21 protein-coding genes are annotated in these 22,830 nt (G+C 56.3%); 13 read left to right on the top strand and 8 right to left on the bottom strand.

Annotated elements, in window-relative coordinates; genetic code table 11:
• Complete coding sequence (locus tag HOK28_05590; protein MBT6432544.1) at positions 1-1,353, top strand: hypothetical protein; 1,353 nt, start codon at positions 1-3, stop codon at positions 1,351-1,353.
• Between the two features lie 4 nt (positions 1,354-1,357).
• Here the strand turns inward: HOK28_05590 and HOK28_05585 are convergent, their stop codons facing one another.
• Entirely contained in the window at positions 1,358-2,743 is a 1,386-nt protein-coding gene (locus tag HOK28_05585) for a hypothetical protein (protein MBT6432543.1), read from the bottom strand.
• 183 nt (positions 2,744-2,926) lie between these two features.
• Between HOK28_05585 and HOK28_05580 the strand changes: the two genes are divergently transcribed.
• The 6 genes from HOK28_05580 to HOK28_05555 all read left to right on the top strand — a co-directional run bounded on the left by HOK28_05580 (position 2,927) and on the right by HOK28_05555 (position 9,611).
• Positions 2,927-3,709: a carbon-nitrogen hydrolase family protein gene (locus tag HOK28_05580; GenBank protein ID MBT6432542.1), complete on the top strand. Its 783-nt coding sequence runs from the start codon at positions 2,927-2,929 to the stop codon at positions 3,707-3,709.
• A 60-nt stretch (positions 3,710-3,769) separates the two neighbouring features.
• Entirely contained in the window at positions 3,770-4,900 is a 1,131-nt protein-coding gene (locus HOK28_05575; GenBank protein ID MBT6432541.1) for an HD domain-containing protein, read from the top strand.
• Positions 4,901-4,967: 67 nt separating this feature from the next.
• Positions 4,968-6,218: a hypothetical protein gene (locus HOK28_05570; GenBank protein MBT6432540.1), complete on the top strand. Its 1,251-nt coding sequence runs from the start codon at positions 4,968-4,970 to the stop codon at positions 6,216-6,218.
• A 203-nt stretch (positions 6,219-6,421) separates the two neighbouring features.
• The gene (locus HOK28_05565; GenBank protein ID MBT6432539.1) at positions 6,422-8,011 is read left to right on the top strand and encodes a response regulator; all 1,590 of its coding nucleotides are present in this window, start codon (positions 6,422-6,424) and stop codon (positions 8,009-8,011) included.
• Positions 8,012-8,119: 108 nt separating this feature from the next.
• Entirely contained in the window at positions 8,120-9,214 is a 1,095-nt protein-coding gene (gene ychF, locus HOK28_05560) for a redox-regulated ATPase YchF (protein MBT6432538.1), read from the top strand.
• Positions 9,215-9,404: 190 nt separating this feature from the next.
• Positions 9,405-9,611 (top strand): hypothetical protein, encoded by a 207-nt coding sequence (locus HOK28_05555; GenBank protein ID MBT6432537.1) that lies wholly within the window; start codon positions 9,405-9,407, stop codon positions 9,609-9,611.
• Position 9,612: 1 nt separating this feature from the next.
• On the opposite strand, the gene HOK28_05550 is transcribed toward HOK28_05555, so the two are convergent.
• From HOK28_05550 to HOK28_05540, 3 genes are all read right to left on the bottom strand, one after another.
• A complete protein-coding gene (locus HOK28_05550; GenBank protein MBT6432536.1) occupies positions 9,613-9,771 on the bottom strand; it encodes a hypothetical protein in 159 nt (52 codons plus the stop codon).
• Between the two features lie 118 nt (positions 9,772-9,889).
• Positions 9,890-10,180: a metal-sensitive transcriptional regulator gene (locus HOK28_05545; GenBank protein MBT6432535.1), complete on the bottom strand. Its 291-nt coding sequence runs from the start codon at positions 10,178-10,180 to the stop codon at positions 9,890-9,892.
• Between the two features lie 215 nt (positions 10,181-10,395).
• A complete protein-coding gene (locus HOK28_05540) occupies positions 10,396-10,650 on the bottom strand; it encodes a hypothetical protein (GenBank protein ID MBT6432534.1) in 255 nt (84 codons plus the stop codon).
• A gap of 179 nt (positions 10,651-10,829) precedes the next feature.
• Here HOK28_05540 and HOK28_05535 point away from each other — a divergent pair, with 179 nt between their 5' ends.
• The 4 genes from HOK28_05535 to HOK28_05520 are packed head-to-tail and all read left to right on the top strand — an operon-like array spanning position 10,830 to position 17,662.
• A complete protein-coding gene (locus HOK28_05535; protein ID MBT6432533.1) occupies positions 10,830-12,209 on the top strand; it encodes a TolC family protein in 1,380 nt (459 codons plus the stop codon).
• Complete coding sequence (locus HOK28_05530; protein ID MBT6432532.1) at positions 12,206-13,963, top strand: efflux RND transporter periplasmic adaptor subunit; 1,758 nt, start codon at positions 12,206-12,208, stop codon at positions 13,961-13,963. The genes HOK28_05535 and HOK28_05530 overlap by 4 nt, the downstream gene beginning before the upstream one ends.
• A complete protein-coding gene (locus tag HOK28_05525; GenBank protein MBT6432531.1) occupies positions 13,950-17,117 on the top strand; it encodes an efflux RND transporter permease subunit in 3,168 nt (1,055 codons plus the stop codon). The genes HOK28_05530 and HOK28_05525 overlap by 14 nt, the downstream gene beginning before the upstream one ends.
• A complete protein-coding gene (locus HOK28_05520) occupies positions 17,114-17,662 on the top strand; it encodes a DUF3347 domain-containing protein (GenBank protein MBT6432530.1) in 549 nt (182 codons plus the stop codon). The genes HOK28_05525 and HOK28_05520 overlap by 4 nt, the downstream gene beginning before the upstream one ends.
• A 165-nt stretch (positions 17,663-17,827) precedes the next feature.
• Here the strand turns inward: HOK28_05520 and HOK28_05515 are convergent, their stop codons facing one another.
• Positions 17,828-18,301 (bottom strand): hypothetical protein, encoded by a 474-nt coding sequence (locus HOK28_05515; GenBank protein ID MBT6432529.1) that lies wholly within the window; start codon positions 18,299-18,301, stop codon positions 17,828-17,830.
• A 157-nt stretch (positions 18,302-18,458) separates the two neighbouring features.
• On the opposite strand from HOK28_05515, the gene HOK28_05510 reads away from it, so the two are divergent.
• The gene (locus HOK28_05510) at positions 18,459-18,890 is read left to right on the top strand and encodes an MAPEG family protein (protein MBT6432528.1); all 432 of its coding nucleotides are present in this window, start codon (positions 18,459-18,461) and stop codon (positions 18,888-18,890) included.
• Between the two features lie 24 nt (positions 18,891-18,914).
• On the opposite strand, the gene HOK28_05505 is transcribed toward HOK28_05510, so the two are convergent.
• Positions 18,915-20,039 carry a carboxypeptidase family protein gene (locus tag HOK28_05505; protein ID MBT6432527.1) on the bottom strand — a complete coding sequence of 375 codons (1,125 nt, stop codon included), beginning with the start codon at positions 20,037-20,039 and terminating at the stop codon, positions 18,915-18,917.
• A gap of 177 nt (positions 20,040-20,216) precedes the next feature.
• On the opposite strand from HOK28_05505, the gene HOK28_05500 reads away from it, so the two are divergent.
• Positions 20,217-21,338, top strand: a complete 1,122-nt coding sequence (locus tag HOK28_05500) for a serine hydrolase (protein MBT6432526.1) — start codon at positions 20,217-20,219, stop codon at positions 21,336-21,338.
• Positions 21,339-21,354: 16 nt separating this feature from the next.
• Here the strand turns inward: HOK28_05500 and HOK28_05495 are convergent, their stop codons facing one another.
• Positions 21,355-21,852, bottom strand: a complete 498-nt coding sequence (locus HOK28_05495) for a DUF1772 domain-containing protein (GenBank protein ID MBT6432525.1) — start codon at positions 21,850-21,852, stop codon at positions 21,355-21,357.
• Positions 21,852-22,769, bottom strand: a complete 918-nt coding sequence (locus HOK28_05490; GenBank protein MBT6432524.1) for a LysR family transcriptional regulator — start codon at positions 22,767-22,769, stop codon at positions 21,852-21,854. The genes HOK28_05495 and HOK28_05490 overlap by 1 nt, the downstream gene beginning before the upstream one ends.
• Positions 22,770-22,830: the final 61 nt, after the last annotated feature.

Below are 22,830 nucleotides of genomic sequence, written 5' to 3'. Positions count from 1 at the left end.
ATGCACCATTGGGCTTGGACCTTTGCGATGATTAGCTCTGTGCTCTTTGGCGCGCTGGGTTCCGCTGCACAAGCAAAGCCGGCCAAGGTCGTTGTGATCGGCGTCGACGGAGTCTCTTTAAATTTATTGGAGCCATACGCTAAAGCCGGAGTGACTCCGAATATGAAGCGCATGTTGGAAGAGGGGGCGCGCGGAGATCTGGCGTCTATTTGGCCATTGCGCACCCCGCAGGTTTGGACCACTGCCGTGACGGGAAAATATCCGGGCCAGCACGGCATTTGGGATCACCTGTCCAACACTTACTTTAACCCTCCTCCGTTTCGCTCGAAGGAGAAAATCCGTGTCACCACAAAAGACCGCCGTTCAAAAGCGCTTTGGAATATTCTTTCTGAGAAAAATATCTCGACCGCCAGCGTGGGTTGGATGGCAACGTGGCCGGCGGAAGATGTAGCGTCAACGGTTTTGGTTTCACCTATCGAGCTTAAGGGAGACAAGCGACAAACGACCATCAAAGGCAGTTTTTACAGAGACGCACCGAATATGGTGATGCCTAAGTCTTACGAATCCTCGGTGCGCAAGCTTATCGTAGAGGCCTCGGATTTAAGTGCCGAAGACATGACCCCTTTTGCCAGCATGCCGCCTGAGTCGAGTGCTTTGTACAAACTGCCTTATTTGAGACGTTATGTTTACGGACTGAAATGGAGTCTGGCGAGAGCCCGTTCGGTTGAAAACATTACCCGGAGCATCGCTGCGAAGGCTCAACCAGACGTCCTCTTCACTTATTTCCAATGCACAGATTCTATGCTTCATCGATTTTGGATTTTTCAAATGGGCGAAGAAAGAATTCGTGCACGGCTCAAGGGCCATAAGCTGGATGCTTCCCATGCAGCGGAATTATCAAAGCGTTTTGGTAAGGTCGTAGAGGCTTGTTACCGGGATGTGGATGCCCGGATTGGCCGAATCTTAGCTGAAGTTGCGGGTCCAGACACGCTGGTGCTTTTGATAAGTGACCATGGGTTTGGAGATGCTCCGGAACCCCATCGCATGCGCGACGAGCCTTACAGTGGCAATCATCTAGATGATGGGATCATCTTGGCGATGGGCCCTGGGATCCCCGCGGGGAACCTGCTTAAGAAAGTTTCTATTCTGGACATCACGCCATCGATACTGCACCACCTCGGGCTGCCAGTGGCCAGTGATATGCCAGGCAAAGTGGTTGGCGGTATCATCGGCGCTTCAAGTAAGCGCGCTCTAGAGTTGATCGGCAGCTATGAGCGCAAACCCCAGCATGAGATTCCCTACCAAAAGGGTTACCCTCCTAAAGGCTCGACTCGCCGCTCAGATTTTGAATAATGAATTACTGAACGTAGCCAAGCGATTTAAGACGCTCGATTTCAGTTTCGTGAAAATGAGTATCGGGCTGGAGGTTGTTGCTTGGCATCGGAACCGCTTTCTGGCCTTTGGCAAGAACCATCGGCGGAAAAGTGCGCTTGAAGGGCTCGCTGATCAGATCCAGCGCGATATCACCAGGCAGGTCGCCAGGAATGCCAACGCCCATTAAATAAAGAGCGGTTGGCGTGATGTCGTAAAGCGTGCGGTCTGAAAAGACTCCCGGCTTGATATGGGGCCCGTGAACAAGCATTGCGCCTTCTAGGCTGTGTTTGCCATCGAATGGAACGCCCGAGTGGATGACCTTATCGCGGTTAAGGTTCTGCCAGCCATGATCGCTGACCACCATGATGGTGGCGCCTGGACCCGCTGCATCAATGATGCGGGCGAGCATTTCGTCTAGCACTTCGTAGTAAGAGTCGACGATTCGCCCAAATCTTTCTTTCATTTCCGCAGCAATGTCTGGATCGAAGTTTTGGTTACGAAGCCGGGTTCGAATCTCTTCTTCGGACTGACGCAGGAGCCAAAAGCGGTGGGCCAGCGTGTCTGAGCCATCGAAGTAGGTCATCACGAGATTGGTATCGGGGTTTTTACGCAGCTGATCTTCAACGATTGCGGTGTTTGTTAGTGTACTGGCGATGGACCAGCGCGCTGTGTAGAGGTACCGCTCAAGCTTAGGCACCTGTTTGTAGAGCTTTGAGCTTTTGGGCGGGGCAATCACGACGCGTTCCAGCTCGTCTTTGGTGATGCTATCTGCGGAGCGTACGAGATGCTTAATTTCCGGGAATAGGTCGCTTGGGTGGGTTTGGTCTTTTGCGTTGTCGTAAATCTTACCTTTGATGGAAGTTTGCTTACGCTGACCAAGAGCTACGTAGGGAGCCACCATGACGCCCTCGATTTTTTCGGCTGGCCATGTGTTGAGCCAACCTACGACGAGATTTTTCTTTTGAGCTGCGGATGTCATGTTCCAGATAGCGGGAGCTGCTCGCATATCGGATGTGACCAGCCGCTGCTTTTGCTTGCGCTCTTTCTTGGGCCAAAACCAGGAGCCTGTGACGAAGTCGAAGATGCGGTGAACGCTGCGATTGTGCCCAGTGGCAACTGTGGTCCAAAGCGCGGGTGAGCGCATAGGCTTTTCACTGATGAGATTGAGGCGAGAGCCTTCGCGCATAAGCTTTGCGAAAGTGGGCAGCTTACCTTCAGCGACGAGTGGATCAATGACATTGAAGGTCATGCCGTCTACGCCAATGATGACCATTTTTTTGCTGACGGTGGGGCGGGTGTCTGCGTTCCCAACGGTTACTCCGAGGGCTAACGCGATACTAATAAAACCTGCTGCGATGACTTTATACATATTTTTCCAATAACATTTGGTCGTTCTTAGTTTTATGGCACACACCTCTGACGTTGTTGAAGCGTGAAGGGGGATTATTTATTTCCTTTACCTTCTTTGGCGTGCAAAAAGTTGCTTCGCAAAAGGAATGCAAACATGCAAGTACTTCAAGATCTCGAGCCTATTTGGGCTGCTGCCGTACAAATGACGTCCAACACGGATTGGGAAGCTAACTTAAAACGGGCGTGCATGTATGTTGAACAAGCGGCGGATGCAGGTGCGCGCTTGATCATGTTGCCCGAGAATTATGGGTTCTTGGGGCGCGAAAATGATAAACTCCCGCACGCACAAACCGTTGAGGATGGTGCTTTTCTTGAACCATTACGAGAGCTTGCACAAAAGCACCGTGTAGGGGTTTTGGCCGGCAGCATTCCAGAGCAAGGCCCAGATGCGCAGCACGTTTATAACACTTCAGTGCTGATTGGGACCTCTGGCGAGACTTTGGCCAGTTACCGCAAGATCCACCTTTTCGATATCGATATTCCCGGGGAGGTCAGTTTTAAAGAGTCGAGCGCTGTGGCCGCAGGGGAAAAGACGGTTGTGGCGGACTTTGAAGGCTGGAAAATTGGCTTAAGCGTTTGCTACGACTTGCGGTTTGCTCATCTCTATCAAGCTTTGGTCGATGAGGGGGCTTTGATACTCACCGTTCCCGCAGCCTTCACACTGCAGACCGGCAAAGACCACTGGGAGGTTTTGCTACGGGCCAGGGCCATTGAAAATCAGTGTTTTGTCATTGCACCCAATCAATTTGGGCATCACAGTAAGGGGCGTGCATCCTGGGGTAAATCGCTCATCGCAGATCCCTGGGGAACCATCGCGGCATTGATGCCTGAAAAAGAAGGTTTTGTGATGGCTCAGCTAGACCCGGAAGAACTCAAGCGCGTCAGGCGGGGTTTACCGTGTTTAGAGCACCGCAGGCCTGTTTAGAGCTATGGGAATAAATCCGGTTTTGGTTTAGTATTAAGTTTGGTTTCGAGGAAATTAAGAGTGGATGTAAAAGAGCACATTTTGTTTGTAGACGACGAAGAGAGCGTGAGGAAGGTTTTCAAGCGCACTCTGGAGACCTTCGGGTTCCAGGTCGATACGGTGAGTTCTCTGGCTGAAGCGGAAGCAGCTATCCTGCAGCATGACTATGCCGTGATTGCCGTGGATTACGGTTTGCCAGGCGGCCCCGACGGCTTAACGTTGATAGATGACTTATCCCGGGCTCAGCCCAATGCCATTTGCGTACTGGTCACCGGCCAGTGTGATTTAGATCTCGCACTTAAAGCTGTGAACGAACACTCGATCCGCCACGTGATTTGCAAGCCTTGGAAAATCGATGAACTCAATTCTTTGATGCGCCGCTCCGTGGAAGCTTATTGGGAGCGATGTGGCCAACGTTCAATAGAAGAGGGCATGATTCAAGCTACGCGCATGATGCGTGAGCAAAAGGCGGCTCTCGAAAAATTTCGTGAGCAAACAGAACAAGATGTCTCCGAACTCTTGCTCAACGTGGTCGCCCTCAAAGGTCACGAAACCCGCGAGCACTGTTTACGGGTTCAAGGTTACGCCTGCCTCTTGGCGAAAACCATGGGCGTAGATGGCAGTGAACTTGCTCATATCTCTACCGGCGCTTTACTGCATGATATCGGTAACCTAGGCATCCCCGATGCGATATTGCTCAAAGCTGGCCCCCTAGACCACGCGCAATGGAGAATTGTCAGGCGTCATGTTGAGGTGGGTGCTGAGCTTTTAAAAGGGATGCAAGGCTTGGAAGGGCCTCGCCAACTCGTTTTAGAACATCACGAACGATGGGACGGAAGTGGTTACCCACAAGGGCTCTCTGGGCATGAAATCAGTTTGGGCGCGCGAATTTTTGCGGTGGCCGACACGGTAGAAACTTTGCTCTCGCCGCGTCCTTGGCGAAAGGCTTGGCCCTTACCAGAAGTTGTAGCTGAGATTCACCGAGGCTCAGGGACTCTTTTCGACGCACAGGTGGTGGCAGCTTTTGATGAAATCGATTCCACACAATGGGTCAAAATTCGCGCCCAATTCCCAGATAAGGTCTGGGAAACCAAGGCCACTGCGCCTTTGGCAGTGCCTATCCCTACGGATTTAAACTCCGCTAAAAACTAATACCTCCTCTTTAATTGTTGGCCGATTTTTTGCGTCTTGCGTCTAGCCGTTCCATACGGTTGGTATGATGGGAATTTCTACATTGGCTCTTGTGTTGATGTGCCAGATTGGTGCGCCGCACATCGAGCATGTTCGTAATGACACCACTCGCCAATGGAGTCTCTCGGCGGAGGCAGGTGCTGGCCAGCTTGGGGAAACGGCGGCTTTATGGACCCAACCTCGCTTTACACTTCATCGCGACCAAATTGATCTCGTTCTGGCATTACCGCTCTGGGTAGCCATGGGACCTGAGGTGAAGCTTCTTAACGATGTAGAAGATCCTGAAACATGGGCCGCTTTGATTGAGTATATGAGTTTGCGCAATCGCTACGGTGACGCAGAGATTTACGTGGGCGGCCTGCGCGGTGAGCGCTTTGGTCACGGAAGCTTGGTCGATCAGTACACCGGTCGCATGGATCCCATGACACCTCGAACAGGCGCGCGTATTCGCTATTCAGCTTTTGGGGTCAACTCGGAGTGGATGGTCAACAGTGTGGTGAAGCCGCAAGTGATGGGTGGACACGTAGAAGCTGCTCCTTTGAGTTATTTCGGTTGGGATAAAGAAAAACGTTACCGGATGTCGTTGGGCGGCATGCTCGATGTGGGAACCCCGCTTGGAGATCATGAGGCTGTGATTGGCGGCCTTAACTTGGGCCTTTCGGCAGTGGTTTGGCGCAACAAGTCGTTAGGCTTTGAGCTCTATGCCAATGGCGTGGCTTTAGCGGGCGATAAGTTTGGCGGTCACTTTGGTCTGCTTACGGAATGGGGCAGAGACAGCCAGCGTTCGATGGCGTTAACCGTGCGCGCGGAAGCTGTTTTAGCCGGTGATGGTTATGTACCAGGCTATTTCGATATGGCTTATGAAGCAGAGCGGGTCGGCTTGCCGGGTGAGGACCGAGGTGCCAAGGGTACTTGGAATACACCAAGCTCGGAGCATGTTCGCCTGCAATCAGATTTTCGCATGGAACGCATGTTGGTGTCGGCATCGGTTGATGTGCGGCTCGACGGCGAAGCAAAGTATGCCTTGATGGGGCATTACGAAAGCCCGCAGTGGGGCGTGGCTGGTATGCTCACGCAAAGGCATATTCAGGAAGCAAAGGATATCGTGGCATGGAATGGCCAGACAGCAGCCATGCTCGAGTTTTCCGGCAGACTTTACCGTGACTTGTATGGCTGGGCCCGGCTTTACCGAGGCTGGCATGAAGAAAATGATACGATCGCCTCGATGACCGCATGGAGTGTGGGCGTCGGCTATGGCATGGCTCGCCTCTTTAAGTAGAGGCTAGAAGCTAATACCCACCCTCTTTTTCAGAGCTTATATTACCCTTGCTGATTGTTGTGTGCGGCTAACGCCTCGCGTTAGAAATCTAGTGTTTACGAACGGTTGCAAAATCTCGAGACGGTGGATATCTCAAGGCTCACATAGACTAAAAGCTTGGGGCTACTGTGAGGAGAAGGCTTATTGATTAAGCCGGTATTGATATGACGCATATTGAGAACGCAGGTCTAAAAAAACTCAGTGATACTGGTTTGAGCATGTCTCTTTTAGCGGCATGTTTTGAAACAAGCCGTGATGGTTTGGTGCTCGTTAGTGCCAGCGGTGAAATATCGGCTGCGAACTCAGAACTCACAAAACTTTTAGGACATACTCCCGAAAGTATTCTCGACACCAATTGGTTAGCAATGTTCAAGACTGCCCAGCGTATTCGCGCAGAAGATATGCTAGCCGACATCGTAAATGGTAAGTCAGGGCTTCTAAAGCATACGCGCATGCTCACGGCCGACAACCGCCTCGTGCCGGTTCGCATTTGGGGAACTCTGCTTAAAAATGGTGATGATGCTTTTGTACTCATGACCACTCAAGACCTGGATACGGGCAACGAAGAAACTGGCGAGAAGCGGCGTATGGATGGGCAAATTAAATATGCTCAAAAGCTTGAGACGCTGGGCGTTTTAGCTGGCGGCATTGCTCACGACTTTAACAATCTTTTGGTCGGTGTTTTGGGTAACGCAGGGCTTGCTCTGATGGAAATGGACGCCTCACACCCAGCTTCAGAGTCGGTTCGGCATATTGAATCGGCGGCGATGAAAGCCTCCAAACTCACGGAACAGCTTCTTTTGTATTCTGGCAAACGCAAAGCGACGCAGCGGGTGGTTAATCTCACCAAGGTTGTGGATGGCGTGCGGCATCTACTCGAAGTGTGTAAGGCTCGGCAGGTTCATATGGAGTACGAACTTGCGCCTGATGTACCGGGTATCTACGGCGACCCATCGGATATGCAGCAGGTATTAATCAATCTTGTGACCAATGGCTCGGAATCTCACGAAGGCGATTCTGGGCAGGTGCGGGTATGTGTAAAGGCCGAGGTACTTCGCTCGGAGCAGCTCAATCAAGCTTGTGTCGGCTCTGGTTTAGCCGCTGGCCGCTATGTCTGTATTGAAGTGGCCGATACGGGCCGCGGTATTGATGATGCTGCCATGGCGAAGATATTCGACTCATCATTTACCACTCGCACTAAAGGCCGAGGCCTTGGGTTGGCGGCGGTGCGCGGCATTGTGGAGAGCTACCACGGCGCGGTGATGATCGATTCGAGTAAAGACAAGGGCACATCGTTTAAGGTTTATTTTCCTGCCCGTGATGAAGCGATTGTTCCCGACGCAGAAGGCGTGGCATCGCTGGTGGACTGGCGTGGTACCGGTACCATTTTGGTGGTGGACGACCAGGAAAGTGTTCGCCAAGTGGCCTGCGAAACTCTCGCGTACTACGGCTTTGATATCCTAACTGCCCGCGAAGGCAGCGAGGCTTTGGAGATTATGGCTGAAAAAGGCGAGAGCATTTCGGCTGTGCTTTTGGATATGACGATGCCTGGGATGAGCGGTGAAGAAACTCTCCAAGAGCTTCGAGCCAGAGTGCCAGACTTAGGTGTGGTGATCTCTTCTGGCTACAGCGAGGCGGAAGCATCGCAGCGTTTTGCCGGCTATGGCTGGGCAACTTTTATCCAAAAACCATACCGTCCCGTGGACTTAGCGCGCCGAGTGCGCCAGCTCTTGGAAGCCCACCCAAGGCTCTAAAAAAGCCTAAATCCATCAACAAAATCAACGAACTCCCCTGATTCTGTGCTTGTCACCGCGGCATCCGCCGTGTATTGGGCGTCGCATACGTTTTTTTAGGAGTCTGGCATGGCCATCAATATTGGAATCGTGGGTCTTCCCAACGTCGGTAAATCAACTCTTTTCAACGCGCTTTCAGCCGCGGGTGCAGAGAGTGCCAACTTTCCCTTTTGCACGATTGAACCCAATGTTGGTGTGGTACCGGTACCAGATAAGCGCCTCGACCAATTGGCCGGTGTTTACGGTTCTCAGAAAATCATTCCTACCAGCCTCGAGTTTGTGGACATCGCAGGTCTCGTTAAGGGCGCGTCTGAAGGCGAGGGCCTTGGTAATAAGTTTCTCGCCAACATCCGTGAGTGTAATGCGATTGCCCATGTGGTGCGCTGCTTTGAAGATGAAAACGTGGTTCACGTAGACGGCAGTGTTGATCCTCTACGGGATGTAGAAGTGATTGAAACAGAGCTTTGCCTCGCAGACTACGCCAGCATCGAAAAGCGCATGAGCCGCACATCCAAGCTTGCCCGAAGCGGCGACAAAGATGCTAAGGCCGACATGGCTGTTCTAGAAAAGGTCGAAGCCCATTTGAATCAGGGTAAGCCCGTCCATACTCTGGGACTTACCGAAGAAGAAACCGCCCGCATCAGCGACATGCACATGCTCACCGACAAGGCCATGATGTACATCGCCAACGTTTCTGAAGACGATGCAGCGGATGCAAGCGGTAACGAATATGTACAAAAGCTAAAAGCGGCCGTGGCGCCGGCACCTGTTATTTGCATCAGTGCGGCCATCGAAGCGGAAATCTCACAGCTCGAAGATGAAGAGCAAACAGACTATTTGGAGTCGTTGGGTCTTTCCGAGCCAGGCCTTCATAAAGTGATTCGCGAAGGCTACAGCCTGCTTCATCTGATTACTTACCTAACAGCTGGTCCGAAAGAGAGCCGAGCTTGGACTGTCAAAGTAGGCTCTACTGCACCGGAAGCAGCTGGTGTGATTCACACTGATTTTCAGCGCGGCTTTATCAAAGCCGAAGTCACTCAGTGTGCTGACCTGGTTGAGCTTGGCAGCGAATCTGAAGTGAAGGCTGCTGGTAAGATGCGCATGGAAGGCAAAGAGTACATCGTTAAGGATGGCGATGTGATGCACTTTCGGTTCAACGTATAAACCACCTGCCCCCAGAGCCCTGAATCAAGGTTTTACGGGGACTTAGGTGTTCTCTGGGCAGACGTGACGTGTCCGGTTTTGTCCCGACATGTCCAGTTACGGGGACAGCTTCGGAGACAACTCCGAAATACACGTATGAAAACCCTGCTCCGGTAGTCCTTCAATCAGCCCCTCCTGGTTGCAGGCTGAGATGTACGAACCCGGCGAGCTGGTTGAATCCACCGAGAGGGTCATCGCTCACCTGCGATTGGCTCTGAACGCACCCGCAGAAGAACGAGCGCACCGAATCCACGATGCGCTGGATCGTCTGGATGAGATCATCGAGTGGCTGCGAGCGGTAGAAACTCGCTACAAAGCAGACTCTGTTTGGGCGATGAGAGCGATTCCCAAGGCGTAGGTCAGCTGTCCTCGCCAACCAGGACTGCAAACGCCTGGGCGCTGATGGTGAAGCTACTCGAGAGGATCTCGGGACCATCTGGCTGCGAGCACGAATCCCACTTGATGAGGCCGTGGCGAATCAAAGGGGCATCGGGATTGAAGGGTGCCCGCTTCTCCATCTGCTGCTGAAAGTCACAGCCACTGTCGATTCAACGACGGCTTATGTGCAAAATGCTTCGCTATGTTCTAGCCAGATGACCGACAGCCCTTCGACTACCGAGGGCACCCGCTGCCAGCCTACTTGCCCATCACACGCCCGAAACGACCGAAAACGTCGACGAGCTCTTGCAGCTTGGCCTGCCGCTCCTGGTCATCTCCCTCCAGGAGGGCAGAGGTGACGCAGGATTCGAGGTGTGCGCTGAGGATTCCCTGGGCCGCTTTGGCCAGCGCGCCCTGGACTGCAGAAAACTGGTGGAGCACGTCGACGCAATAGGTCTCGGACTCCACCATGCGCTTGATGCCAGCCACCTGACCCTCGATGCGCTTGAGGCGCGCGACCATCTTCGTTTTGTCGTCACCGGTCAGCATCGATCACTCCTCGTTCCTCACGCCCGCTCTAATGGGCCATTGTTGCCTGCACATGAACCGCGTTGAAGACGGTTGACATCATCGCCTGAAGAATATACCCTATGGGGGTATAGGTATCAACAATGGCGCTTCGAAATCTAAAACTTGTTGTGCGAGCCATGGCCCTGATGATGGCCCTGCTCGTGGCTGTTCCGGCCAGTGGCCTGGGACAGCTGCTATTTTTCTGCACGATGACCGGCGAGGTGGGGCCAAAGTGCTGTTGCCAGCACGAGGTCGGGCAAGACGCTCTTGAGGTGCCCTCTCTGAGGGCCGCATCCTGCTGTGAAGTCGTCAGCGCCAAGCAGCAGGTCCCGCCCACGCGGGTCGAAGTGCAGGCGCCTCAGTTCGAGACACCGCAGTTTGTCGCCTTGCCCTTCGCGCCGAGTGAGCGCACGCGGGTTCGTGCGCCCACACGCCTCGCCTTGCCTCATGGCTCCCGCGGACCCCCGCCCGATCCGGGGCCGCCTATCTTCATCAAGCACTGCTCCTACCTGATTTGATCCTGCACCGCTTCGACCTTTGAGGTCCGGGCACTGGTGTGTCCAGCGCCTCGCTGAGGACGGGCTGACCGGTCCGCCTCGATCTCGAACCGACGTGCAGGAGTAGGAGTATGAACACAAAACTATCGAGGCGTGCTGCGTGGCAGCGGCGCCTTCTCGTGGCGGCCTTGCTGCCCATTCTTGGCGGCTGCGTCGCGGCCACCCAGCGAACACAACACAGCGCATCGAGCCTGGCATGGACCCGTAGCGCACCCACCGATGTGCCCGATTCAGCTGCGGCCCCGTTTCCCGCTGTCGACGCGCTGTCCAGAGAGCAGCTCATCCAGCAAGTGCTCACCCGCAACCCCACGGTGGAAACCGCACGGCAGGCGTGGGGCGAAGCGCTGGCCCGTTATCCCCAAGTGACGGCTTTTTCCGACCCTAGGCTGAGCTACGAAACAGCACCGGGCACGATTGGCTCGGAGCACGGCTACGGACAGGTCGTGCGCGTAAGCCAGCGCCTCGAGTGGCCTGGGAAGCAGGCGCTTCGGGGCGCCATCGCGCTCGCCGAAGCCGAGGCTCGAAGCGCGGACCTGGAGCGGGTCCGACTCCACCTTCGTACCACGGCGTCGATCCTCTTTGACGACTACTTTGCGGTGGGCCGAGCACTGGAGATCAATCGAGCCCATCGGGAGCTCGTGACCCGACTTCGGCAGGGCGCAGTGGCCCAGTACGCGGCGGGCCGTGGTGGACAACAGGATCCCATCCAGGCCGACGTGGAGCTGGCGTTGCTCGAGCGCGAGCGGCTCACGCTGGCGGCCCGCGAACAAATCATTGTCGCGCAGATCAACGGTCTGTTGCATCGCCCGGCCGAAAGTCGGCTGCCCGCCGCGCCCGCAACCCTCGAACCTGCCGTCGCACCATCCAGGAGCGCTGAGCAGTGGCAGCGATACGCTCAGCAGCACCGCCCCGAACTTCACACCGCGGCGCGGATTGTCGATGCTCGAGCGAGCAGCATGGCGCTGGCTCAGCGCGCCTACTACCCAGATTTCTCGTTTGGGGTCGCCTACAACTCGATGTGGCCGCAGTTCGAGCACCAGTTCATGCTGGGGTTCTCACTCAATATCCCGCTTCAGCTCGGCGCTCGTCGTGGCGGTGTGAACGCAGCGACCGCCGCGCTCGCGCGTTCCAGGTCACTGCAGGCCGAGCGCCGGTCCGCCGTGGATGTCGAGGTACGCCAAGCATTAGTGCGCTTCGACGAGGCGCTGGCCCAGGTCGCCGTCTACCGCGACCTAGTACTGCCGGCCGCTCGGCGCCATATTGAGACTGCCGAGGCAGGCTACACGAGCGGACGAAACAGCTTCTCCGACATCATGAGCGCCCAGCGGCAGCTGCGGCGCTTCGAACAAGCCTACTCGGAGGCACTGGCCGACACCTGGCGCGGGCGAGCCGCGCTCAACAGGGCGGCGGGGACAGCCTCGGGCCAACCGGCTGAAGGAGGTGTGCGATGAGCGGCATTCGCATCCGGCGCTTGGGCTGGTTCGGGCTCTTTGCCCTGTTGCTGACCGTGCTGGTGGTCTACCGGGGACCATTGCTGCAGTGGTTCTTCATCGAGTCAGAAGAGGTTGCAACACCCCCATCCCACCATCATCACGCGCACCGCGAACACAGCGCAGCGGATGAGTCCGCCCCACAGCGCGTGGTTTCACACCCTTTCTCTGAGGAGCAGCTGACGACGCTGCGCGGGGGGTTCGCTGCGACCGAGGAGATCCGCATCGCCCTGTCTCAAGATCGGGTTGACGTGATTCCCGCCGCGGTGACACGTGTCCGAGCTGGCTTGGCGCCCCTCGACGGTGTCATGTTGCCCGAGCCTGTCCGCGCCGCACTGCGTGCCGCAGCGTCCAGCGCGGAAGACCTCGAGAGCGCCGATTCGGCAACCTCCGCCCGCAGATCCTACGCGGCGCTATCGCAGGCGTTCTTTGGTCTCGCCGAAGCCGATCCGAGATTGCAAGAGGGCTGGCACGCCTTTTCCTGTCCGATGGCCGAAGATTTCCCCAAGTGGTTTCAAGCTCACCAGACGATCGAGAATCCATATATGGGCCAGCAGATGCTCGCTTGCGGTTCGGCGAGTGATTGGGAGACGGAGATGGGACCGACCGCCCCGCCGGCAGGGGCCGACGAGGTAGCGCATTACACCTGCCCCATGCATCCGTCTGTACGTCAGCAGACACCCAGCACCTGTCCCATCTGCAACATGGACCTCACACCGGTTACCCACGAGGACCTGCGTACCGGGGATGTCCTGGTGGACTCAGTGCGTCGACAGCGCATCGGCGTTCGCACCACGGCCGTGGCTCGCCGAGCCCTGGCCCGACCCATTCGAGCGGTGGGCGAAGTGGCCTGGGATGAGAGCCAGGTCCATGACGTGACGGCGCGAGTGGATGGCTGGGTCGAAGATCTGCGTGTCACCCGTGCGGGCGACCCGGTTGAGCGCGACGCGACCCTGCTCAGGTTCTACAGCCCAGACCTGCTGGCGACCCAGCGGGAGCTGTTGGCAGTGCCGCCAGGGGGCCGATTGGCGACGGCGGCTCGCGAGCGACTGCGTCTCTGGGGCATGTCGAGCTGGGCGATTCGAGACATGCAGAGGCGCCAGGAGCCGCGGCAGCGAATCGGCATTCAGAGCCCCATCACCGGCGTCGTGATCGACAAGAGGGTCAACGAAGGGGCGCATGTGTCGGCCGGGGCGCTGCTCTACCGCATCGCCGACCCAAGCAGGGTCTGGGTGCTTGCGGACGTCTTTGAGCAAGACCTCCCCCATGTCACTGTCGGTCAACGCGTTGTTGTGAACGTGTCGGGCGCGACCGGAGAGCCGATCGGCGGCGTGGTGGACTACATCTACCCGACGGTCTCAGCTCAGACTCGGACCGCGCGTGTTCGGGTGCAACTCGACAACCCTGAAGGCCGCCTGCGCCCGGGCATGATCGCCAACCTGAGTTTCGACGTTGACCTCGGTGAACACCTCGCCGTGCCCACCGATGCGGTGGTCTACACCGGCCGACGACGCCTGGTGTTCGTGGATCGTGGGGAGGGGCGTCTGCGTCCCGTAGAGGTCACAGTCGGTGCGCGCACCGCGGACTGGATCAGCATCGAAAGCGGCCTGACCGAGGGCGACATCGTGGTGAGTTCGGGCGTGTTCCTGCTCGCCGCCGAGAGCCGCATCCGCTCGGCCACCGACTACTGGGAAGCCAATGATGAAGCCCAGTAAGGCGCGCCCCGGGCTGATCGCTCGGCTTATCGAGGTCAGCGCCCGCAACCCGCTGCTCACTGTGCTCATTGTGGCGGCCATGGGCCTGTGGGGGTTCATGTCCCTACGCGCAGCACCACTGGACGCCATCCCCGACCTCTCGGACACCCAAGTCATCGTCCTCACGGATTGGCCGGGCCGCAGCCCAGACCTTGTGGAGGACCAGGTCACCTACCCGGTCTCGTCGGCCTTGATGAGCGCGCCCGGTGTCTCTTATGTGCGGGGGCAGTCCTTCTTCGGTCTGTCCTTTGTCAACGTCATCTTCGAGGACGGCACCGACCTGTACTGGGCCCGCAGCCGCGTCCTCGAGTACCTGAGCACGGTTCAAAACGACCTGCCTGCTGATGCCCGGCCAACCCTCGGTCCGGACGCCACCGGCGTGGGTTGGGTGTTTATGTACGTGCTGGTCGACGAGACCGGCCACCACGATCTGGCCGATCTGCGAGCTCTACAAGATTGGAACATTCGCTACGCGCTCGAGAGCGTGCCCGGAGTCGCCGAGGTTGCGGCCGTCGGCGGCTACGACAAGCAGTACCAGGTGCAGCTCGACCCGAACCGCATGATGGCGCATGGGGTGACGCTGGCACAGGTGCAGTCGGCCATCCAGCAGTCCAATCGGGATAGCGGTGGCCGCACCCTGGAGATCGCCGGACACGAACACATGATCCGCGGCCGCGGCTACCTGGGCAGTATCACGGACATCGAGACCATCCCGCTTTGGGTTTCCGCGAGCGGTACGCCCTTGCTGGTGCGCGACGTGGCGGAGGTTTCCCTGGGCTCGGGGCCACGCCGTGGGCTCGCCGAGTGGAACGGCGAGGGGGAGACGGTGGGTGGCATCGTCGTGATGCGGCAGGGAGAGAACGCGCTCACGGTCATTGAGCGGGTCAAGGAGCGCCTGGAGGCGGTCCGTGCGGGTTTGCCCCAGGGGGTGCGCGCCGAGGTGGCCTACGACCGCTCGGAGCTGATCGAGGCGTCCATCGACACGCTGACCCACACCCTGGTCGAAGAGATGGTGGTGGTCAGCCTGATCATCTTCCTCTTTTTGCTCAGCGTGCGCAGCGCGCTGGTGCCCATCCTCACCTTGCCGGTGGCGGTGCTCTTGGCCTTTATCCCCATGCTCCAGCAAGGGCTGACGGCGAACATCATGTCCCTGGGCGGCATCGCGGTGGCCATCGGCGCCATGGTCGACGCCTCGATCATCCTCGTGGAGAACATCCACAAGCGCCTGGAGGAGCACGAGGACGATCCGGACAGGCTGTCGGTGGTGATCCGCGCCATGCAGGAGGTGGGTCCGTCGATCTTCTTTTCCTTGCTGGTCATCACGGTGTCGTTCCTGCCGGTGTTTACGCTGCAGGCCACCGAAGGCCGGCTTTTTAAGCCCTTGGCCTACACCAAGACCTACTCCATGGGCTTCGCAGCGGTCTTGGCGGTGACGCTCACGCCGGCCCTGGCGGCGATCTTGATCCGCGGCCGGGTCCGACGCGAGGACGCCCACCCCTTGAGCCGACTCCTGAAGTGGCTTTATGTACCGGTGGTCCGTTTTGTGGTCCGCCACCGCTGGGGGGTGGTGGCCGCCACCGTCATCGCCATGATGCTGACCGTGCCCGCCGCGCTGCGCCTGCAGTCGGAGTTCATGCCGCCCTTGAACGAAGGGAGCATCCTCTACATGCCGTCCGCGCCGCCAGGCATGTCGATGACCGAGGCGGGCAACGTGGTGCAGGCCATGGACCGCCAGCTGATGGAGATCCCGGAGGTGGTAAGTGTGCTCGGGAAGATGGGCAGAGCCGACACCGCCACGGATCCGGCCCCCTTGGGCATGGCCGAGACGACGATTGTGCTCAAGCCTCGCGATCAGTGGCGTGAAGGGCTGACTTGGGACGATCTGGTCGCCGAGCTGGATGGCAAGTTGCAATACCCCGGGATGCCCAACATCTGGTGGATGCCCATCCAGACGCGCACGGAGATGCTGGCCACGGGGATCCGCAGCCCGCTCGCTGTTCAAGTCTTTGGCGATGATCTGGCCACTATCGAGCGCGCGGCGGTGGCCATCGAGCGCGTGCTGACGAATGTTCCCGGGACGCGTAGCGTGTTCGCAGAGCGCGCCACCGGCGGCTTCTACATCGACTTCGAAATCAAACGCGAGGAGGCGGCTCGGTACGGGCTTCGGGTTGATCACATACAAGCCGCGGTGCAGACGGCGATTGGCGGCTCGGACGTCACCGAGACGGTGGAGGGGCGCCGGCGCTTCTCCGTCAACGTCCGCTACGCGCGTGAGTTTCGCGACGACCCGAGTCAGTTCGACCGCATCCTCGTGGACACGCCCGCTGGCGTTCCAGTGCCGCTGACCGAGGTCGCTTCTGTCCGCTTCGTGAACGGTCCGCCCATGATCCGCAGTGAAGACGGACAGCTTACGGGCTTTGTCTTCGTGGATCCCGGCAGCCAGGCCATCAGTGACTATGTGGCCAGGGCGCGCGCAGCCGTCGCCGCCGAGGTTGGGCTGCCTACCGGCGTGCGGATCCAGTGGACGGGCCAATTTCGCTATCTGGAGCGAGCGGAAGAACGGCTCCGGGTGGTGTTGCCGCTCACGCTGCTGCTGGTGTTTCTCTTGCTCTACTTGAACACCCGGTCGGTGACGGAGACCGCCATTGTGCTTTTGGCGGTGCCGTTCTCGCTGATTGGGGCTTTCTGGCTGCTCTATTGGCTCGGCTTTCATCTGAGCGTCGCGGTATGGGTGGGCATCATCGCCCTGGCTGGCCTCGACGCCGAGACAGGGGTGATCATGCTGCTTTATCTGCGCCTGGCGGAAGACCGTGCACGTGAGCAGGGTCGCCTGAACTCCATGGCGGACCTGACGGACGCCATCGTGGAGGGCGCGGCGGGTCGTGTTCGTCCCAAGCTGATGACGGTGATGACCACCATGATCGGCCTGACCCCGCTCTTGTGGAGTACGGGGGCGGGCGCCGACGTGATGCAGCGCATTGCCGCCCCCATGGTGGGGGGGCTGGTGAGCTCATTCTTTCTTGAACTCACTGTTTACCCGGCGATTTTCGCCATCTGGAAGAGCCGCAAGCTCGACCACACAACGCCCCGCATAGGGGAAGGAGAGATCCAATGATGAAGAAGACTTTTTTGATCCTGTTCTTGGTCACCGCAGCGGGGGCGCCTGCCATCGGGTGCAAAGAAGCGCCGACTGAGGCGCAGCCCACTTCAACGGCCATCGCCACGGCGGATCTGAGCGCGGAAGTTTCCGCCCGGGTTGACACGGCGCTCGGCGACTATGAGGCGCTCAGAGCCGCCCTTGCTGGGGACCGTCTGGGCGAGGTCGCAGCCATCGCGACCCGCCTCGAACGCAGCGCGAGCGCGGCGAAGGCAGGGGCGCCTTCGAGCATCGCGAGTCGTCTTGACGAGATGGTCACGGCGGCGGCGAGGCTCAAGGTCGGTGGTAGCGCAGATGACCAGCGCCGAACCTTCGGGGACCTGAGCCGAGCCGTCGTCTCATTGCTCTCCGAACAAAGCACACTCGCCCGCGGGCGATACGTCTTCCAGTGCCCGATGGCCCAGGGCTATCAGAAGTGGGTGCAAACCGGCGAGAGGCTGGAGAATCCGTACATGGGAGGCAGGATGCTTCGTTGTGGATCTTCCAGCGAGTGGAGCCCGTAGCTGTCACTGCTTTCTGAACACTGATACCGCTAAACATCCGAGAAAAACGGGGACACCTGCGGGCACAGGGTTCAGCAAGTGGCGTGATTGCAGGCGCTTACGAAACGCGTCACATTACGGTTCAACGTGTAAGTCCACCCTCAGTCCTTAAGAGCGGATTTCCCTTCAGTCTTTATCTGAATCAGCTTTGTCCCCGGATTGAATCAGCGCTTGCTTCAGTCGTGGGATGATCTCTCGTTCATCCGTGGTCTCTACAATGCAAATCTGGTCGCCTTGGTATTCTCGAACCAAGGCTCGATACTCTTCCAAACCCCAACCCATAGTGTGTGCACGGCCGCCAGGAATTGGCATTTTCGCCGCGTTGTAACGGCAGGCACCTGGGGCAAAGAAAACCACAGACCAGGCTCTTTCTTGGAGCTTCTCCACAAAGTCGTCATCGTTGGTGCAGGAGACAAATTCAACATCGCCAAGTAGGGGCGGCATAACCTTGGCTGCACGCAGTGCCATTTGCGGATCGCAGCCACGGGCTAGAATGGCCTTTGCTGAGAAATCCAAGGAGTCTGCATCGCTGGCTCCATCGACAACCTCAGCCATCATTCGGTCTTGCGCCGACCCTTTGGAACTTTTGATTTTAGTCATGATTCTAACCTTGTGGAATTGTCTCGGGATTGGATTTTATTTCAATATCAGTCCCAATGGGTCATGCGTATCACAGCCGAAATCCATGGCATAGCGTTGAGACTTTGTGCGCGAGAGGAATGGAGCCTTGGGGCCACTTGTATGATTAGATGTGCTTATGTCTAACTTAGCTGATTTTACCGGGCCTATTCTTGTGACTGTAGCGTACTTCATACTTTGGTACGCTTTACTCTTTCGCCAGATACAAACCAAGTATCGACTTCGGGCAGAATATGCGGGCCGCAACGAAACGTTTGACCGCTACTTTGGTAAGGACCCGCACATGTTGGCCATGGACCGGGCAGTGATAAACACCCAAGAGCAAATGGTGCCTTTTCTCTTTGCGCTTTGGCTTCACGCTGCTGCGGTTTCAGTTTCCGTCGCAACGGTACTCGGCGCGGCCTATGTGGTGTTTCGCGCGCTTTATCCGATGCTGCTTGGAGCTAAGCTGGATAACAAGGTGGGCAAGAAGATTGTCTTGGCCACAATACCTTCCTACCTGATTGTCTTTTATCTATTTGGTAGCACGGTGTGGGCGGTGGTGACGTAGAACTCTTTTCTACACTTGGCAGTCTTAGCTCTTTAAAGCCTCAGCCAATCGGCACAACGCATCCAAACTACTGGCTCCAAGCCTAGCTGAGCGCTCTGGGCTCCATCCGAAAATGGGATCTGGGGCATTGGCGTTGTCTTTAAATGGCATCTCAAGGGTGTAAGCCGCGCACTGAAAACGGTGGGCTACGGCATTGGTGCACATGGTGAGGTTGGCTTTACCGGGCGCCGCCACAGAATATCCAAACTCACGTTGCAAATCGGGATTGGCCTGCTCATAGGCCGCCGCAAAGATTTCGCAGAGCGCCGGCAAGGGGCTGGTCTCGTAACCGGGGATGCCATCTGAGCCGCTGAGAAAGTTGTAGGGCAGCTCTTCATCGCCGTGAACATCCAAGCAAAAGTCCACACCAGATGCGTCCATGGCAGCCAGGGTGTGATAAACCTCTGGGCTACGTTCAAGGGTGGGCTCGGCCCATTCGCGGTTGAGATTGGCACCGACAGCGTTGCATCTTAAGTGTCCTCGAATCGCACCGTCGGGATTCATATGGGGGACAATGTGAAATGTTGCCATGCTGCGCATCTGTCTTGAAATGGCGTCATCGGGATGCAGGAGGCGGTCTAAGAATCCTTCCATCCACCACGATGCCATGCTTTCGCCAGGATGTTGCCGGGCAATCACCCAGAATTTCAAAGGGCCATCTCCAACAACCAGACGATGCAGGTCGCGGCCATCTACAGTGGCGCCCAGCCGGTCTACCGTAGCGAACTCTGATAGCTGACACTGCGCCAGAAGGTCGAGATGTTGCTCATGGCTGTGAGGCGCAAAGTAGGCATACCACTGCATTTGGCCTTCTGGGTGATGGTCGATGGTTAAGACGCCGTCTTCAAATGCGGTATCCACGCGGGTCCAAGCTTGCCGGTCTGTGCTGGTGCAAACCCGGTAGCCTTCCCAGGCTTTGGGGTAACTGGCTTCACCGGCATTGAGGATACGAAGCTTACACGCCTCATCTTGGGCGCCATCGACTCGAAAGTGAAACCACTGCATGTGTTCATCGCCGGCATCTTTTTTAATGCGCAGATTGGCGACATTGTTGTCTAGGATTTCGACGACTTCGATATTGCCTGAGTCAAAATGAGAATCGATATGCATGGTTTCACCTGATTTCTTAAAGCAGCGGTGGGAATGATTCACCGAGCAACTCTTTAAAGTCTCTTTGGTAAGCGCACAAGATAAAACGGGGATCTTTCGAGTTGTTTACTAAGAGGTTATTCCAGGCCTATACTTCCCATGTTCTCCACGAAACCCCATTTGTTCAGGATAATCAGTATGCCGCGACGTTTACAGTTCGTTTTAATTTTGCTGCCCTTTATGCTTCTGGCCTGCAGTGGTGGCAAAACTTCCGGTGATGTTGATACCCCAACGCCTGACGTTACGGACACCGCGCTCCCCGATGACCCAGAAGACCAGACAGCCCCAGACCCGGGTTCGGAAACCTATTGGCCCAGTACCGAAACGTGGGAGACGGTTACACCGGAAGAGGCCGGTGCTCAGTTGGATAAATTGAATGAAGCCATTGAGTTTGCCGAGTCGTCCAACAGCGGCGGATTGGTCATTCTCTATAAGGGCCGAATTGTTGCAGAGCGTTACTGGCAGGGCTGGGACCAAGATACAACCATGGCGATTTACTCTGCCACCAAGAGCATGACATCAATCCTGACAGGCATGGGCTTAGATGAGGGTAGTTTCGAGGGCCTTGAGCAGCCCATTTCAGATTTTGCACCGCAGTGGGTGGATACCCCCAAAGCTGCCATTACGCTTGAGCACTTCTTAACCATGACCACTGGACTCAGCACCACGCCGCCCGATCTTGATAGCGAAACCACCGACCAGTTTGATGGACTTGCCGATGGTCTGGCCTTGGAGAATACGCCCGGCACGGTTTGGGAGTACAACACACCGGCGTACCTCATGATGTTCACCATGATCGAAAAAGCGACCGGTGAAAATCTGGAAGATTACGCATGGAGAAAACTCTTTGGTCCTTTGGGGATGGATAGCGCGGAGTGGGTGAAAATTGTGGTGAGTGAAGAGGTGACCAACTACCGGCGCATCGAAAGCAATACCCGAGACATGGCCAGGTTTGGACTCTTTAATCTGCGCCGAGGCGTTTGGAACAATGAACGACTGGTGAGTGAGGAATACTTTGAGAAAGCAACCTCTGCATATTTGGAGAGCAAATCCGATTATGGCTTTCTTTACTGGCTGCAAGAAGTGGACACGGAAGCAATGGGAACTCTTTCCGTGCTCAGTGCCATAGGCAAAGATCAGAAAGTCATCATGGCCATTCCCGAGCTTGACTTAGTCATTGTTCGACACGGCGATACCGCGGGTATGGGCTTTACCGGTCAATTTACAAAGTTGGTGGCAGATGCGTTTGCTCAGCAGTGAGCCCCGCAAAAAACGATTAGAGTTGAAGCAGCAGAATCAGCAATCCAGATACAGAGAAAATAGCGTTTAAGGTTCTTAACCTATTCCAGCGGTTCCAGGGTGCTTCAAAGTCGGCTCGTGCCTGCGCTAATTCTGATTCGCCCAAAGCGTTAAGATCCAGCGCTTGCAATGCATTGTTAAGAGGAATGTTAAAGCGAACCGTAGGCAATTGAACTGCAAGTAAATACAGAGCCGATGCAACCAAGAGCAGATAAAGCTGCCCGCCACTTAGGTTCAGCGTTCCTAAAATAAGTGTAGCGATGACTGAAAAGATAGAGCCAACCCAGACCACCATAAATGCCGGTTGATTGTTTTGGATGATCCCGTCCATATGTTTGAAGGACAAAAGAAATTCTCGGTCTGAAAGTTTGGCAATACCCGGCATGACCACTGCCGCAAAGCCAAACACCAAGCCTGCCACCAAGGTACACAATAGAATCGATAACATCAGCGTGAGATAAAAGAGGTTTAACATCATTGTTCACGTTCCCGACAAGCCAATGCTTGCGCTAAGTAATCAAATACCAGCCGCAGGCGCCGACTGGTTTGCAGTTCTCGGTGACACACCATCCATATAGGAACTGGAATCGAGGGGAAATCGGGAAAGACCTTGACCACTTTAGATTCTTGGCTGCCCACGTCGTCCATCATCAAGCAGACTCCAACGCCTTGCTTACACATTTCCCACATGACGAGGTGATTGTTGGTTTCAACCACGAACTGTTCTTGAGCGACGTCGACCCCGATAAAACTTTTATATTGCTTCACCATTCGAGCACTGTTTTCAAAAGCAAAAAGATGGGTGCGGCTAAGATCTTCTTTGGACTTCAGTGGACCCATGCGCTCGATGTAGCTGGGAGCCGCGTAAAAGTGAGCGGTGCTGTTTCGAACTTTCTTGGCAATCAAATCTGGTTGAGTAGGTTCGAAATTGCGAAGCGCAATATCGGCTTCTCGGTGGTGCAGATCTCGAACTTCGTTGGAAACCACCAGCTCTAAGGTAATCCCAGGATGGTCGAGGCGTAGGCGGCTCAAAATAGGAGGCAGTATGTAATGGGCCACGGCTTCGCTGGCGGTGATGCAAACATTTCCCTCGATGGATTCAGATTGTCCGGTCGCAGCGAATGACGTTTTACTTGCGGCGGTGCCCATGGCGCGCACATGCTCCAAGAGCTCTAAACCACTTGTGGTTAACTTCAGCCCGGTACCGATACGCTCGAATAAGGTGACCCCGAGTTCTTCCTCTAAAGCTGAGACCTGGCGTCCAATAGTAGGTTGGGTCGAGGCCAAAGCTCTTGCCGCCGCCGAAAATGAGCCTTCTTCCGCGGTTACGAGAAAGGCGCGGGCACGATTCCAATCGAAATTCAGGCTTTTCCAGTCCATGCAAAAATGCATATCACATGTGCCAAATTAGGGAAATGACATTTAAAAACGTATTGATAGGATGGGCGACGTT

It is taken from the genome of Deltaproteobacteria bacterium, from assembly GCA_018668695.1.
Lineage (GTDB): Bacteria > Myxococcota > XYA12-FULL-58-9 > XYA12-FULL-58-9 > JABJBS01 > JABJBS01.
This window is presented reverse-complemented; position numbering and strand designations above follow the sequence as displayed.